The organism is Janthinobacterium rivuli, assembly GCF_009208735.1.
In the GTDB taxonomy this organism is placed as follows: Bacteria; Pseudomonadota; Gammaproteobacteria; order Burkholderiales; family Burkholderiaceae_D; genus Janthinobacterium.
Genome location: NZ_WFLJ01000016.1, coordinates 17,042 through 31,489, shown reverse-complemented (window position 1 = coordinate 31,489; position 14,448 = coordinate 17,042). Strand labels below are relative to the sequence as shown.

At 64.8% G+C, this 14,448-nt stretch carries 12 protein-coding genes and 1 pseudogene; 3 read left to right on the top strand and 10 right to left on the bottom strand.

Going from position 1 to position 14,448, the window contains the following annotated elements; genetic code table 11:
- Positions 1-369, top strand: coding sequence for an immunity 22 family protein (locus GCN78_RS20635; protein WP_152253362.1), 369 nt, complete (start codon positions 1-3; stop codon positions 367-369).
- On the opposite strand, the gene GCN78_RS20630 is transcribed toward GCN78_RS20635, so the two are convergent.
- The 5 genes from GCN78_RS20630 to GCN78_RS20610 all read right to left on the bottom strand — a co-directional run bounded on the left by GCN78_RS20630 (position 354) and on the right by GCN78_RS20610 (position 6,402).
- Entirely contained in the window at positions 354-1,574 is a 1,221-nt protein-coding gene (locus tag GCN78_RS20630) for a response regulator (RefSeq protein ID WP_193316811.1), read from the bottom strand. The genes GCN78_RS20635 and GCN78_RS20630 overlap by 16 nt on opposite strands.
- 116 nt (positions 1,575-1,690) lie before the next feature.
- Positions 1,691-2,713, bottom strand: a complete 1,023-nt coding sequence (locus GCN78_RS20625; protein ID WP_152253360.1) for a hypothetical protein — start codon at positions 2,711-2,713, stop codon at positions 1,691-1,693.
- Positions 2,710-3,729, bottom strand: coding sequence for a hypothetical protein (locus tag GCN78_RS20620; protein ID WP_152253359.1), 1,020 nt, complete (start codon positions 3,727-3,729; stop codon positions 2,710-2,712). The genes GCN78_RS20625 and GCN78_RS20620 overlap by 4 nt, the downstream gene beginning before the upstream one ends.
- 72 nt (positions 3,730-3,801) lie before the next feature.
- Positions 3,802-5,058 (bottom strand): alpha-xenorhabdolysin family binary toxin subunit A, encoded by a 1,257-nt coding sequence (locus GCN78_RS20615; RefSeq protein ID WP_152253358.1) that lies wholly within the window; start codon positions 5,056-5,058, stop codon positions 3,802-3,804.
- Between the two features lie 69 nt (positions 5,059-5,127).
- Positions 5,128-6,402, bottom strand: a complete 1,275-nt coding sequence (locus tag GCN78_RS20610; protein WP_152253357.1) for an alpha-xenorhabdolysin family binary toxin subunit A — start codon at positions 6,400-6,402, stop codon at positions 5,128-5,130.
- 431 nt (positions 6,403-6,833) lie between these two features.
- Here GCN78_RS20610 and GCN78_RS20605 point away from each other — a divergent pair, with 431 nt between their 5' ends.
- Together GCN78_RS20605 and GCN78_RS20600 are read left to right on the top strand one after the other, a co-directional pair.
- Positions 6,834-8,906: a TonB-dependent receptor gene (locus GCN78_RS20605; RefSeq protein WP_152253356.1), complete on the top strand. Its 2,073-nt coding sequence runs from the start codon at positions 6,834-6,836 to the stop codon at positions 8,904-8,906.
- A gap of 17 nt (positions 8,907-8,923) precedes the next feature.
- Positions 8,924-9,469: an RNA 2'-phosphotransferase gene (locus GCN78_RS20600; protein WP_152253355.1), complete on the top strand. Its 546-nt coding sequence runs from the start codon at positions 8,924-8,926 to the stop codon at positions 9,467-9,469.
- 16 nt (positions 9,470-9,485) lie between these two features.
- Here the strand turns inward: GCN78_RS20600 and GCN78_RS20595 are convergent.
- The 5 genes and pseudogenes from GCN78_RS20595 to GCN78_RS20575 form a co-directional block, all read right to left on the bottom strand.
- Positions 9,486-10,103: pseudogene (locus GCN78_RS20595) on the bottom strand (aldo/keto reductase); the annotation flags it as partial.
- Positions 10,104-10,221: 118 nt separating this feature from the next.
- Entirely contained in the window at positions 10,222-11,343 is a 1,122-nt protein-coding gene (locus GCN78_RS20590) for a HupE/UreJ family protein (protein WP_152253354.1), read from the bottom strand.
- An 8-nt stretch (positions 11,344-11,351) separates the two neighbouring features.
- Complete coding sequence (locus GCN78_RS20585) at positions 11,352-12,563, bottom strand: tetratricopeptide repeat protein (RefSeq protein WP_152253353.1); 1,212 nt, start codon at positions 12,561-12,563, stop codon at positions 11,352-11,354.
- Between the two features lie 66 nt (positions 12,564-12,629).
- Complete coding sequence (locus GCN78_RS20580) at positions 12,630-12,878, bottom strand: hypothetical protein (RefSeq protein ID WP_152253352.1); 249 nt, start codon at positions 12,876-12,878, stop codon at positions 12,630-12,632.
- Between the two features lie 18 nt (positions 12,879-12,896).
- Positions 12,897-14,396 carry a DUF4331 domain-containing protein gene (locus GCN78_RS20575; protein ID WP_152253351.1) on the bottom strand — a complete coding sequence of 500 codons (1,500 nt, stop codon included), beginning with the start codon at positions 14,394-14,396 and terminating at the stop codon, positions 12,897-12,899.
- Positions 14,397-14,448: the final 52 nt, after the last annotated feature.

Genomic DNA, 14,448 nt, shown 5'->3' with positions numbered 1-14,448 from the left:
GTGCCCATCGTCCACGTGTTTGCCTGCAGCGGCCGCTTTCCCGGCCGGGAAGCGCTGCAGGCCTATGTGGCTCCCGCGTACACGGACGATGGCGATGCCGTGCCGTCGCCATTCTTCCTGGAAACGGGTCTCACCCGGTACGAGCCAGCCTGTATTGAAAGCGCGCTGTTGCCGGCGCCCGTGCCGCTGGCGCAGCTGCTGGACGGCGTGTCGTATGCCGACAGCTGGCTGGCGCAAGCCTGTGCGGATGCGCAGGCACAGGGCGTGCTGGCCGACACGAGCGTGTGCGTGTTCGCGCCGAATCAGCTGGCGCATCCGCAGTGCAGTTCGCTCCACTATGTGGGCAGCTACCGTTACCGGGTGGATTGATCGCCGTCCTCGCGTCCCTCGTGCAATAGCTTGTTGACGGCCGCCAGCAGACTGGTGCCGGACGTGGTGATGAAGCGCGCACCCGCCGCCTCCGCTTCCGTGCCATAACTTGCCAACGTATCTTTGCTGCAATAGACGATGATGGGCAGCGCAGGCTGCGCCTGTCGCACCTCGCGCACCGTGCGCACGCCCGCATCCTTGATGCGCCGACGGTTTTCCACCCGTGCCATGTCCGTGATGAGCAGCGCATAGGGTTTCTGTTGCAGCATGGCCAGCGCCTGCCGCGTCGAGGCCGCCTGGTCTACCTTGATGTTTTCCCGTTCCATCTGTTCCACCAGCAAGGTATTGTTGCGTGGATGGTCATCCAGCCACAGCACCAGAGTGGCGGGCTTTTTCTCCGCCGGCATGCCGGCCAGGGCCGTGACCGCCGCGCCCCCGTCCGGCGGATGGGCCAGCAGCAGCTGCGTCACGGCTTCCTGCATGTCGTCGAGCGACTTTTGCTGCAAGCGGCTCAATTCCGTCACTTCGATTTCCTTGCCGCTTTCCAGGCGCACGGATTCATTCTTGACGAGGCTGTCGGCGCGCTTGATCATGATGGACAGGTAAATGCGCGTGAGCAGGTAGCCGATCAGAAAACCATGCACGGAAAAGAACAGCATGATGCCGCCCACGATGGCCATGGCCGTCGGCGTGTCGGTGGCCAGGCTGGGCGCGATGAAGGCGGCCATGCTGCGCGCGCTGCCGGGCAGACTTTTGAGCTCGATCAAACCCACGCCGACGATGATTTTCGTCAGCCAGTCCGACACTTCCACCAGATTCGAATTGATTTCCATGGGCGTGGGCGTGCCCAGGAACAGGGTATTGCTGGCGTTGCCTGCCGCCACGTCGGTGCTTGCCGGGGGCGGCTCGTCCGTGGTTCGGCCCTTGCCATTGGTCCGCTCGTCGGGCGGCGCCGCGTTGACGGTACCCGATGGCAGGCTGCGCGGTATGCCGAACAAAAATCCCAGCAGCATGCCGCTGACGCAAAAGCCCAAGCTCCACAGCAGGGCCGGCACGGCGTGATAGTGGGGCGGCAGCAGGGCGCCCGCGAGCACGGCCAGCAAGCCCGCCAGCAGGATGAACAGCAGGATGTACGGCAGCGCATCTTTCTTGCGCACCGCTGCCGGCGCACTGGCGCCGTCGCTGCTGGTCTCCGATTTGCCCACGGCCCCTCCCAATGGATGCGGCATTGCACAAGCTGCATATGCTCATCATAGGAAGTGGGGCGGCCGTGGCATTGAGACGGCGCAAAGCGGCGGCATCCTGGCAGTGTCAGTCTTTGTCAGCCGCCTCCTTGCGCCAGCGCCGCTTCGCGCGCCACCCGCGTATAGGCATTGGCCAGGTCGTGCCATTGCTGTTTCGCCGCATTCAGGTGCAGCCGCTCGAGGAAACTGCCCAGCTTGTCGTTCTGCGCCGCCTTGAGCAGGTCGAGGATGGATTGCATGTCGGTCTGGGAGGTGACGACAGCGCCCAGCAGTGCGGCCAGGCCGGTCTCGGCGCCGCGGCTGCTGCTGTCGAGTTGCTGGAAAGCTGCCGAGATGTTCTGGATCGAGCGTTTGAAGTCGTCGCGGATGGCATTGAACTTTTGCGGCAAGCCATCCTGGCAGTGATGCGACTGGGCCGCCTGTTCTATCTGTCGCAGCGCTTCCTGGGCCGAGCGGTCGGCACCCTCGATGGCCAGGCGGATCTGTTCGCGATAGGCGCTTTGCTGCTGCAGCGACACCGCCAGCGCCTGCGTGCCCGCCTTCAGCTGGGCCGAACTGCGCTCCATGTCGCCGCTCAGCTGTTGCAGCGCCTGCGTCGCCGTTTGCCGCTGCTGGTCGTTGGGCCCGATTCCCTGGCGAATCTGCTCCTGCACCGCCAGCACGCGGTCGGCGTTCGCGTCGAAGGCGCGGCTAAAGGCCGGCAAGCTGTCTATCCACGCTTGGGTGGGAGCATATGCCGTGCCCAGGTTGCCCGCATCCCGTTCGGCGCGGGCCAGCACCTGATCGAGCTGGTTGCGCGTCCACGTGAAATCGACATTCTGCGACCATGTTTCCGTGGTCGTCTTGGTGCACATGCCCAGGCCCCACCACGCATGCTCGCTGCACCAGCTGCACTGCGTGTACAGCGGGTACGGTCCCAGAGGCTGGCGCACGGCATTGCGCATATTCGCCACTTCGCGCTGGAATTGCGCCAGCTGGCGCAGCGCGTTTTCCAGCGCGTCGGTATTGCTGTTTTGCGCCATGGCGGGCGCATGCAGCAGTCCCAGCGCCAGGGTGGCCATGGCCAGCAGATGCAGCAGGCGCGCGGCGGCGCGCCTCATGGCTGCCATCCCGCCGCGACGGGCGGCGCGGGGAAGTCGACCAGCGCGTTGCTGGCGTAGCGTTGCGCGGCGGTGATGAGCGCCTGCCACAGGGGAAAGGCCATGGCGCTGGCCAGTGTTTGCGCCAGCCAGCTGTCGTTGCCCAGATCCGCGTCGCTGGCGTCGGCCGCCAGCTGGGTCGTACCGGACCCGAGAGCGCTCCAGGCGGTGCGCAAGCCGTCCAGCCAATGGATTAGCTCGTCGATAGCCGTTTCCAGCCAGCCGCCATTGGTCAGCAGCAGGTTGACGCCTTCCAGTTGCAGTCGCAGCTGCTCGGACAGCGCCGTGTCGCGCGCCAGCTGCTCGCGCAGGGCGTGCAACTGCGCTTCCAGTTCCTTTTTCTTGTGCCCCCTGAACAGGCCCAGGTGCGCCAATTGTCCCTCTATCGATGCGATGGTTGCCTGCAAGCGCCCCAGCGCCTCTTGCTGCGCCTGCAGATCAGTGCCCGTCTGTGTTGCCAGCTGGGCCAGCGCCGCATTCGCCGGCAAGACGCCATCCTTCCATTTGTTCAAGCCTTGCAGCAGGGGGGCAATGGAGGCGCGCGCTTCTTCCACCATCGGTCCCAGCGCATGCAGTGCTTCGCGCCTGTCGCTGGCGGCAATACCGGCCTCCAGCAGTGATTGTTGATACGACAGCATGCTGGTGGCGGCACTTTTCAGGCGCAAGACAAACCACACCAGGCCCGCGTACAGCATGGCCGGCGGCGTGTTCTGCGCCAGGGCGTCAGGCGCTGTGGCCAGCAGGGCACGCAAGCTTTTCGGCGTGCCAAAGCGGGCAGCCTCGTCCGCTACGGCTTGCGCCGCCGCTGCAAGCGCCTTGTCCGGACCGGGCTGCTGCTTGTCCGCCTGGACGATGTAGTACGTGAGGTGAACCCAGGCGCTGCCGTCTTCAAACGCCAGATGGGGATTGCCATCATCAACAGCTTGCCGCAGCGCCGCCTGTTGCACTGCCAGCGGATATCCGAATTGTCTCGACATGGTGTTTGCCTTTCTATAAGCCAACGATCGGTATGTTTGCCCCCCGCTGCCTGAGCCGGGGGGCAACTGTCATCAGGCGGCGCGCTGGTTTTCCGACAAGTGCTGGCCGAATGCGAGGCTGTCGTAGTCGACCAGCGACTGCACGGTAAACTGCTTGGCGCTGTCATCGATGGCTTGCCAGGAATCGATGGCCAGCTTGGCTTTCGCCTTGACGAGGAAAGGCATGCTGCCCACGTTCGATTCCGTGATGCTGTTGCCCAGCGTGATCATGTCCGTATTCATCTGCACCCACACGCCTTCCACCGTTTGCAGGCTGCCAAGGAATTTGGACATGGCCGGCCCCACGCGCGCCATCTGCGTGTTGAAGTCGCCCAGGTCGCTGCGCAGCCGCTGTTTCTTTTGCAATTCCTGCGTCTGGCTGCTGATCTGTGTGCAATATTCGTTGTAGGCGGCGCGGTTCTGCGCCGCCTTGACGCCCAGCCCTACGCCGGCGGCGATGGCGGCCGCGCCGCCCACCAGCAGCGAGACGCCTCCCGTGAACGGCGCCAGCAGGCCGCCGATCAGCGCGCAGCCGACGGACGCCGTGACGGCGGCGATGGTGAAGTCGCGCCAGGCCTTGTAGGCTGCATCGCGCAGTTTCTCCAGCTCCACGATCTTCGTTTCCAGGCCGCCGATGGTGCGGTTGACATTGGCGATCATCGTCGACGAACTGCTGGTAAATGCCTGCAGCTTGCTGTTGTATTCATTCATTTTCTGTTCGAACAGACCCAGCTTCCTGATCAGTACCGCCACTTCGGCCGACATTTTTTGCGCCAGCGGTATCGGACCCATGGTCTGGTCGAACAGATAGGCTTTCAGGTTTTCCACCTGTTCCTTGGGAGGCAGGCCCGGCAGTTCATCCAGCACGCTTTGATAGCCGCTCACCAGCTTGGTCGAGGTGTCATGCACGCGCTGGCCCAGCCATACTGTGTGCGTGTAGATTTCTGTCGGCGGCGTCGGCGTGGCCAGCAGGCCGGGATTCTTGATCAGGGCCGCGCGCAGGCTTTTCGGGTTGCCGAATTCGGTGGAGGCGTTTTGCACGCTTTTCATTGCGCCGATGCAATCGAGTACCGTTTGCGAGCCATCGACGGCGCCGTACTTGCTTTCGAAATCGCCTTTGGTGATGGGCAATTCGGTGGCCGAGCCCACATAGGCTTGCAATTCGATCCAGCTATCGCTGAACAGGGCAAACTGGCTCTTTTGTCCGGATTGGGGATTGGCCGGCGTGGTCAAGCCAGGCGGCGGGTCGATCGATGGCGTGGCGGCGGTATTAATAGCGGTAACACTCATGGTAGTTCCCTTCAGTGATCAGGTCAGACTGCGTGGAAGTACGGAAAACAGCTACTGAAAACGCTGGCGTCAGGCGGCGAGCCTGGCCGCCAGTTGCTGCTGCCAGTCGGGCTGGTCCGGCGGCAAGCTGGCGCCAAAGCCGATCAGATTGGCATCGACAAAGGACCCGGTAACAAACGCCTTCAAGGCGTTGTCGAGCGTGCGCCAGCCATCGGCCGCCTTGACCATCTCGGCTTCGCGCAGCCATGGTCCGGTATGCAGGTTGTCCACGCTCAAATCGCTGGCGCGCGCGCCCAGTTCGCGCGCCGATGTGCTCCAGGCCGCTTGCACGCTGCGCAACTGGCCCAGGATGCCGTTGGATGCCGGCAGCGAGAATTTCATCAGTTCATCGAGCGCGCCCAGGTCGCTGCGGTAGCACACGCGCTTGGCGAGGAAGGCGCTCTGCTCGTGCACTTCCTGTACCAGACCATCGTATTTGCCGCGCGCCACGCCGGCCGCCGCGCCCAGCGCCGCTGCGGAGAGGGCCACGCCGCCGCCCGTGACGGCCGAACCGATGGCAAAGCTGCCGCCGCCCGTGGGCACGGCCAGGATCACCATGATGGCAATGCCGATGATGCCGATGACGGCGGGCACGATGCAGGCGGAAATAGTCAATGCCAGCCATTTCGAATAGGCGGCGTCGCGCGCGCGCTCCAGTTCTCCGATTTTCTGTCCCAGGGCGCCGATTTCCTTGTCGAGTTCAGTGCGCGTCTTGGATGAGCGTTCGGTGAAGGTGCGCATCAGCAACTGGGCTTCGTCCAGCGCTGTTTCGATGTATTCGAACTCCGCGATCAACTCGCCGATTTTCGCGATGGTGTTCTGCATATTGTCGAGTATCTGGCCATTGTCGAGGAACAGGCTCTTGATGCCGGCCGTGGCGTCGGCCGCCGATTCGTGGCGCGCCATCTCCGGGATGCTGCGCAAGGTCGACGACAGCGTAAAGGCATCCCGGTGTGCCCGCTCCACGGTCCAGACGGTGGCGGAAAAGGCATCGTTTTTCGGGCGCGTGCCGTTGGCCAGGAAATTCGGGTCGTGCAGGATCTTCGCCCGCAGGCTGCTGGGACTGCCGTAGCGTTCGGCCGTCTGGCGCAGCTTGCGCATGGCGTCGAAGCATTCCTTCATTTGCGAACCGGACGAAGCGTCGCCGTAGCGCTGTTCGTATTCGCCGATATCCGACGGCAGGGCCAGCACGGCCTGGATGCGCGTCTGCAGGTCGATCCATTGCTGCGAGGCCAGCACGAAGCGCTGGCCATCAGGATTGTCGCCCGGTGTCAGCAGCGTGGAAGAGGGCAGGAACAATGTCATGTAGTTCTCCAGTTCAAAGTGGTCGCCAGGCCGCGCCGTGCAGGCGTGCCGGTGTCTGACAATATGGAAAAAACCAAAGACTTTGCCGTGGCTGCGCCAGCCTGCATGGTCGACATGGCAGGGCGTCGCGTAGACGGCGAAATCACAGCGACAGCCCTGATGCGCGCGGCGGAGCGGCGCGGGCGAAAGAGCGGCAGGCATGGCAGGAGATGCTGGCGGGCCGGTCTTGTGCGCGGATTCTGAAAGGTAGTATGCACTTTTTATATGACGACATTCTCTCTAAAGATAACTTCGCCGCTATTTACTTCATTGTTTGAAAACATGTGTTTTGCGGCTTGATTTTGCGCAATGTTTGAATCCGAACGCCGGTGTTTTGCGTATCTTCAGAGGCGAGTCACAAGCAGTTGTTTTCAGGATGAACGGGAGAAAATATGCAATCAAGGAAAATCCCTTTGGCATTGGCCTTGCTGGCCATCCAGGCCAGCGCATGGGCGGAGCCGCCTGCCGCCGCGGTGCCTGATGCAGTAGCCAATGCGGCGCGCACCGTGCGCGTGACGGGCCACTACGACAACGCCGTCGGCACGTCGGACGCGGCCAGCCAGGGCGTCATCACGACCGAATTGATCGTCAACCGGCCCGCCTTGCGCACGGGCGAATTGCTGGAATTCGTGCCGGGGCTGATCGTCACCCAACATAGCGGCGACGGCAAGGCCAACCAATATTTCCTGCGCGGCTTTAACCTCGACCATGGCACGGATTTCGCCACCTACGTGGACGGCATGCCCGTCAACATGCGCTCCCACGCGCATGGACAGGGTTATTCCGACCTCAATTTCCTCATTCCCGAGCTGGTGCAGCGCATCGACTACAAGAAGGGGCCGTATTTCGCCGGCGAAGGCGATTTTGCCTCGGCAGGCAGCGCGCGCATCCGCCTGGCCGACAAATTGCCGCAAGGCCAGGCCAGCGTGTCCATCGGCCAGCACGGCTATGCGCGCGGCGTCGTGGCCGATTCCGTCGCGGCCGGGCCGGGCACCTTGCTGTACGGGCTGGAAGTACACCGCAACAACGGTCCGTGGGACGTGCCGGAGCGCGTGCGCAAATACAGCGGCGTGCTGCGCTACAGCCAGGGCACGGCCAATGACGGCTTCAGCGTGACGGCCATGGCGTACAAAAACAGCTGGAACGCCACCGACCAGGTGCCGCTGCGCGCCGTCGCATCCGGCGAGATCGGCCGCTTCGGCTCGCTGGCGCCCAGCGACGGCGGCGACACGTCGCGCACCAGCCTGTCGTACGCCATGCGCAAGCGTACGGAGAACCGCCTGTTCGAATTCGACGCCTACCTGATCCGCTCGCAGCTGGAACTGAACAGCGATTTCACATATTTCCTGGCCAACCCGGCCACCGGCGACCAGTTCCAGCAAAGCGAGCGGCGCACGGTGGCGGGCGTGAGCGCCAGCGAAAGCTGGAGCACGCAGCTGTTCGGTCTTCCCCTGCGCAACAAGCTCGGCGTGCAGGCCCGCTACGACCGCCTGTCGCCCGTCGGCTTGTACAACACGGTGGATCGGGTACGGCAGAGTACGGTGCGCGAAGACAGGGTGCGCGAGGCCAGCATCGCCCTGTACGGCGAAAACACCGTGCAATGGCTGCCCTGGCTGCGCTCCGTGGCGGGCTTGCGCTACGACGCTTACCGTTTCAAAGTCGACAGCAGCATCGAGGGCAACAGCGGCGCGGCGAACGATCACGTGGTCTCGCCCAAGCTGTCCTTGATCCTGGGGCCATGGAGCAAGTGGGAGTTTTTTGCCAATTATGGCAAGGGATTCCACAGCAACGATGCGCGCGGCACGACGCAGACGCGCTTGCCGGACGGCACGCCGTCCACGCCCGTCACGCCGCTGGTGCCGACCAGGGGCATGGAACTGGGGGCGCGCACGGAATGGCTGCCGGGCCTGCAAAGTTCGCTGGCCCTGTGGCGCCTCGACGTCGCATCGGAATTGCTGTTCGTCGGCGACGCGGGGGAGACGCAAGCGAGCCGCGCCAGCCGCCGCCACGGCATCGAGTGGAACAACCATTATATTGCCGCGCCCTGGCTGCTGTTCGACCTGGACCTGGCCGCCTCGCGCTCGCGCTACACGCAAGACGATCCCGCCGGCAACCATATCCCGGGCGCCATCGACAAGGTGGCCTCGTTCGGCGTGACCGTGACGGACCGTGGTCCGTGGTCGGGCGCTTTGCAATTGCGCTACTTCGGCCCCCGGCCCTTGATTGAGGACAATAGCGTGCGTTCCGCCTCGACGACCCTGGCGTATGCGCGCCTCGCGTATCAGCTCAACCGCAGGACGCGGCTGTCGCTCGACGTGTTCAACCTGTTCAACAAGCGCGCCAGCGACATCGACTATTACTATGCGTCGCGCCTGCCCGGCGAAGCGCAAGATGGCGTGAACGACCGGCATTTTCATCCCGTGGAACCCCGTTCCGCGCGCCTGACCTTGTCATACGCGTTCTGATAACGGTAAACTGGGGCATGACAGATCACTTGGTACATACCAGTAAATTTCTTTCCCTCATATTGCGCCACGCGCCCGAGAAAATCGGCCTTGCGCTCGACCCAAACGGCTGGGCCGATATCGGCCAGCTGCTGGCGCAGGCGGCCCGGCATGGCCGCCGCCTTTCCCGTGAACAATTGGATGACGTGGTGGCGCGCGACAGCAAGACGCGCTACGCCATCAGCGACGACGGCATGCGCATCCGCGCCAACCAGGGACATTCCCTGGCCGCTGTCGATATCGATCTGCCGCCCGCCACGCCGCCCGCCATGCTGTACCACGGCACGGCCAGCCGCTTTGTCGACGCGATTCGTGCCGGCGGCTTGCTGCCGGGAGCGCGCAACCACGTGCACCTGTCGGCCAACCACGAAACGGCCGTGGCCGTCGGCACGCGCCATGGCAAGCCCGTCGTGCTGGCGGTGGACGCGGCCGCCATGCAGGCGCAGGGCCACGTGTTTTACGTGTCGGCCAATGGCGTGTGGTTGACGCAAGCCGTGCCAGCGGGGTTTATCGGCTTTCCCTGAAGGGAGCTTCCACGCCCGAGCAGGCCAGCACGGCGATGCCCCGGTGCGTCAGCCAGCGCAGGACGACCTGGTCCACGGATTTGCCATGTCTGGCGGCGATGCCCAGCAGCAATTCATTGTGGAACAGGTTGTTGCGGCCCTCGGCGAACGGCGCCCACGCTTGCGGCTGCACGCCGTGCTCGAGCATGAAAGCCACGCTGTCCGCCTGCTGGTGGAAAGGGTTGATCTCGATCTGGTTGACGGCGGGGGCGACGTCGTTGAAGGCGATCAGGTCCATCAGACGGTCCGTATGGAAATTGCTCACGCCGATGGCGCGCAGCTTGCCGCCGCGACACGCGTCCTGCATGGCGCGCCAGGAACCGTGCACGTCGCCGAACGGCTGGTGGATCAGGAACAAGTCCAGCTAATCGAGCCGCAGGCGCCGCAGCGATTCGTCGATGGCGTCGCGCGTGCGCTCGTAGCCCGTGTCCTGCACCCACAGCTTGCTGGTGACGAACAGCTCTTCGCGGGCCACGCCGCTATTCCGGATGCCCTTGCCGACGGCCGCTTCGTTCAGGTAGGAAGCGGCCGTGTCGATCAGGCGGTAGCCGGCGACGGGCATGGTGATGCCGTTGTTCAGGGTGACGCGGTTCATGGCTAACTCCTTCTATCATAGACAGGAGCTACTCTACGGTGTCATCTACTCTTTGATAAGCCGCTGGAATCGGCATGGTCTTATTAGTTGCGCTAATGAATGGCCTCCGACCATGCCCTCATGCGCTGATCAGTTTGATGTCCGCCACCCGCTCCACCAGCCACACGCACGCCACCAGCGCGATGGCCAGCGAACCGACGGTCAGCACCTGGCGGTAGAACCAGGTCTTGCGCAGCAGCCAGGCCAGCGGCAGGAAGGCGGCGACGATGGCCAGCTGGCCCAGCTCCACGCCCACGTTGAAGCCCAGCAGGCTGGCCAGCAGGGAACCCTGCGGCAAGCCCAGGTCGCGCAGCACGCTGGCAAAACCGAAACCGTGGATCAGGCCAAAGGCGAAGGCGGCCACGGGGCGCTTGCCGCGGAACAGGGGCAGCAGGTTGTTCAGCGCGGCCAGGATCACGGAAGCGGCAATGGCCGATTCCACCCAGCGCGACGGCAGGGACACGAGCGACAGGCTGGCCAGGGTCAAGGTGATGGAATGGGCGAGCGTAAATGCCGTGACGACCTTCAGCACGTCATAAAAAGCCGTTTTCAATCCTTGCTGCTGCTCGCGCAAGCCAGGCAGCAGCACGGCCGGCAGCAGCAGCGACAGCAAAAACAAGATATGGTCGTAGCCGATCCAGATATGCCAGACGCCGTGTTTCACGTACGCGCCGAACTGCGCCAGGCGGTCGGGCGTGGCCAGGGAGATCGTCTGGCGCGGGCTGTCCGGGTCGAAGATGGCCGTTTGCGTGTTGCCATCGCTGGCGAGCTTCAACAGTCCCTTGTGCTGTGGATCGAGGTCCGCGAACAGGGTGTAGCCGATGCTCACACTGGCTGGCGCGGCGCCATCCGGGCAGTCGGCGCGAAAGCGCAGCACGTTGTAGGCGCCGTCCGTGTGCTTGTCGATCAGCTGCTCGACGGCTTGCAATGGGCACGCGCCCCGGTCGCTGGCTATCTGCAGGCGCTGCAGCGCGTAGGCGGCGATCGCCGCGTGGCGCGCGCGGATTTCATCCCAGGTCAGGGCGCCGTCGCCATTGCCATCGAGGCCGATGGCGAAATCGAGGTCGCGCAGGGCGATATCCCATTGCCCTTCGATCTGCTGGCCATGCACGGTCAGGCTCAGGTAGCTGTCGCTGGGCTTGTGCGCATGTGCGGGGGCCAGCCAGGCGCACAACAGCAGGATGACAAGGCAGCGATTCACAGGACACCTCACAGGACACCTGCTTTCTTCGTGGTACTGATTTTTTGTCCATCCCGCGGCCCCAGCTGCCTGACGAGGCGCTGCAGGGCCACGTCCTCCACGCCATTGGCGGCGATCCAGGCCAGGACAGGCTGTGCCGTCGCGTAGTTGCGCGCGGCCAGGGCCGCTTCGAGCAGGATGCGCATGTCGGGCACTTCCTTCTGGATGGCCCAGTTCTGCTGCGCCAGCTGCACGGCGGCGGCAATATCCTGCTGCAGGAACAGGGCGAAACGGGCCTGTTCCCGCTGGTGCACGGTGTCGCCCCGTTGCATGGCGGCGTTGAAGCGGGCCGCCAGTTCCGCTTTCGCCGCCAGGAAGGCCGTCTGCTGGCCGGGCAGCGCTTGCAGGGCCAGCGCGTAGCGCAGCAGCAGGGCGTCGATGCGCTGCTGGTCTTTCAGCAAGTTGACGACTTCCTGCGGGCGCCGCTGGTCGAGCAGGAAATCCGTATAGGCGCCCAGCAGGTAGCTGTCGCGCGGCTGGCGCGCCAGCGCCTGCCGGTAGCGCGTTTCCGCGATGGCGTTCTCGCCGCGCCGCGTGGCCATTTCCGCCAGCAGGGTTGCGGCCCAGCTGTCGAGTTCGGGCGCCGCGCCGGCGCTCCTTTGCAGGGTCAGGTCCAGCAGGCGCTCGCTGCTGGCGGCGCGGCCCGTGACGCTGGCGATGCTGGCAAGGCAGGTGACGGTGACCAGTTGCGTCGTCAGGGTGGAGAGGCGGGCGCAGGCCGCTGTCGCTTGCGCGTACTCGCCCCGCACGGTGAGCACGGTGGCGCGCGTCAGCCAGGCCTGGGCGTTTTGCGGCTGCTGCGCGATGACGGCGTCAAGGTCTTGCAGGGCGGGGCCGAAATGGTGGGTGCTTTGCAGGATGGTGGCGCGCAGCAGCCGCACGGGGACGGGCGGCGCCGCCTGCCGCCACCAGGGCGCCAGCGCCGCTTGCGCGTAGCCGAGGTAGCGCGGGTCCGTTTCGCTGCGCGCCAGGGCGATGTAGCGCTGCGCCAGGTCGCTGGCCAGGGCCAGGTCGCGCGGCGTGGCATCGAGCCGCTGGCGCAGGCCGCGCAGGGCGAGCTGCGTGGCGTCGGCGCGGCGCGGCAGCTGCTCGATGACGGCGCCGCCATCTTTCGGCGTGTAGGGCGCGGCGCCTGCCAGCAAGGGCAGGCAGGCGCACAGCAGGGAAATTGGTGTTTTCATCGTGGCTGCCATCGACGTTGGAGTGGCGCGGGCGCCGGGCTGAACTCCTCCCGGCGCCCGCGGGGCTTACAGCGGCACTGGCTCCGTAGTTTCCGGAGACGTCGCCATGATGGCGTCGATGGCCACGCCATCCTTGTCATCGCTGGTGGTCAGGATGACGTTGCTGACGGCCACGTAGAACGCATCGAGCAGGACCACGGGCGGCGGCGTGGTGCCGCCGTTGCCGTTATCGCCGCCATGGCTGCTGCCACCGCCACCGCATCCGGCCACCAGGGAGGCAAGCGCCAGGGCGCTGACTACATAGAGCTTTTTCATCGCATTCTCCTGGTTGGCTTACAGTTGCGGCGAACCGGCCACGGGTGTTTTCAGGTAGGGGAAACCAGCCGTGAACGCGGTTTCATCGAGGAAGGCGCCGTCCGTGAAGTGCAGGCCGCCGGCGGGCGCGTCGGCCGGGGCGCAGCCGATGTTCAGCGTGCACAGCTTGCCCATGGCCACGCGCAGCACCACGTCGACCACGTCGTCGCCGGGGCGGCGGCCGTTCGGGAAGCCCGCGTTATCGCCGCCGATCACGCCGAGGCGGTTTTGCGCGCCGACATTGGTGGCCGCGATCGAGGTGTTCAGGCGCAGCATTTCCGATGCCGTCACGGTGACGGGCTGGTTGACGCCCTTGATGCCCGTCAAAAAGGTGGCCACCAGGTCGTTGCGGGGGAAGTTGGTGGGCGCCTTGGCGCCTGCCGAGCCGAACAGCACTTCCACCAGCGCCGGCGCCGTCGGGTTGGTGACGTAGTCGGCAAATTGCGCGTCGCCCGACGGTTTGCTGGCGTTGAAGCGGTCCTTGTCCTTCAAGCCGATGACCAGTTCATTCACCAGCGGCATGCCGAGGCGCGACACCTGCACCCACGCGCCGCCTTCCTTCGACGCCGTCGTGCTCGTGCCCGGCGCCGGGTTCAGCAGACGGCCCTGGCGCAGGCTGGCCGTGGTCCAGCCGCCGATGACGGGGTCGCTGCCGGCCGTCAGGCAGGCGGTCGGCACTTCCATCTCGATGGCCGTGACGTTTTTGCGCGCCAGGTCATCCTTGGCGGCCGATTCCGCATTCGCGGCGAATTCCGTGGCGGGCGCCTTGATGTTGATCAAGTCGAATGTTTCACCGAGGTTCACGACGAACGGGTCCTTGCGCTGGCCGACGAACATGCGCGCCGGCGTGCCGCAGCCGGGGATGTTGACCGCGTAGACGTGCTGCGCGGCATACGCGGCGTAGTTGGGGATGGACTTGGTGCCGATGTAGTCGACGGGCTTGTCGAAGGTCGTGCCGCCGCCGCTGGCGTTGGTCACGCTGCTGCGCGTGCCCGTGCGGCGGTCGCCGCGCACCACCGTCACGCTGTAGGTTTCGCGCACGTTCAGGCCGGCCGGGTTGACGGAATCGATGGCGCCGCCGTTGATCACCAGCGGAATCGACACTTTCTTGCCGCCCACGGTGAACTGGCCATCCTTGATGGTGTTGGTAAAGCGGAACTGGAAGGTGAGGTCTTCCTTGCCGTCGCCATTGTTGTCGATATGGATTTCATACAGGGCGTTCGGGTCCATGGCGAAGTAGTTCGGGCCGCCGTAGGCGTCTTGCAGGGGAATATAGTCGGCCACCAGGGTGGTGTAGGCGCCGCGGCCCGCCTCATAGCTGCGGAACATATAGAAGTCGGTGGCGTCGACTTTCGGGTTTTGCGTGATGAACGGCGCTTCGCGGTGGCTGGAGGCATGGGCCGCTGGCGCGATGGCCAAGGCCAGCAGGTTGCCCAGCAGGGCGGCGCCCACGGTGGTTTTTGACAGTGACAAAGACATTTCGATTCTCCCGATTGTTGTTGGCGTTGACAGACCAGTCCAAGAAACTGCA

Coding starts and splice junctions, on each gene's coding strand:
- GCN78_RS20625 (WP_152253360.1), bottom strand. CDS start 2,713: ATGAGGCGCGCCGCCGCGCGCCTGCTGCATCTGCTGGCCATGGCCACC.
- GCN78_RS20620 (WP_152253359.1), bottom strand. CDS start 3,729: ATGTCGAGACAATTCGGATATCCGCTGGCAGTGCAACAGGCGGCGCTG.
- GCN78_RS20615 (WP_152253358.1), bottom strand. CDS start 5,058: ATGAGTGTTACCGCTATTAATACCGCCGCCACGCCATCGATCGACCCG.
- GCN78_RS20610 (WP_152253357.1), bottom strand. CDS start 6,402: ATGACATTGTTCCTGCCCTCTTCCACGCTGCTGACACCGGGCGACAAT.
- GCN78_RS20605 (WP_152253356.1), top strand. CDS start 6,834: ATGCAATCAAGGAAAATCCCTTTGGCATTGGCCTTGCTGGCCATCCAG.
- GCN78_RS20600 (WP_152253355.1), top strand. CDS start 8,924: ATGACAGATCACTTGGTACATACCAGTAAATTTCTTTCCCTCATATTG.
- GCN78_RS20585 (WP_152253353.1), bottom strand. CDS start 12,563: ATGAAAACACCAATTTCCCTGCTGTGCGCCTGCCTGCCCTTGCTGGCA.
- GCN78_RS20580 (WP_152253352.1), bottom strand. CDS start 12,878: ATGAAAAAGCTCTATGTAGTCAGCGCCCTGGCGCTTGCCTCCCTGGTG.
- GCN78_RS20575 (WP_152253351.1), bottom strand. CDS start 14,396: ATGTCTTTGTCACTGTCAAAAACCACCGTGGGCGCCGCCCTGCTGGGC.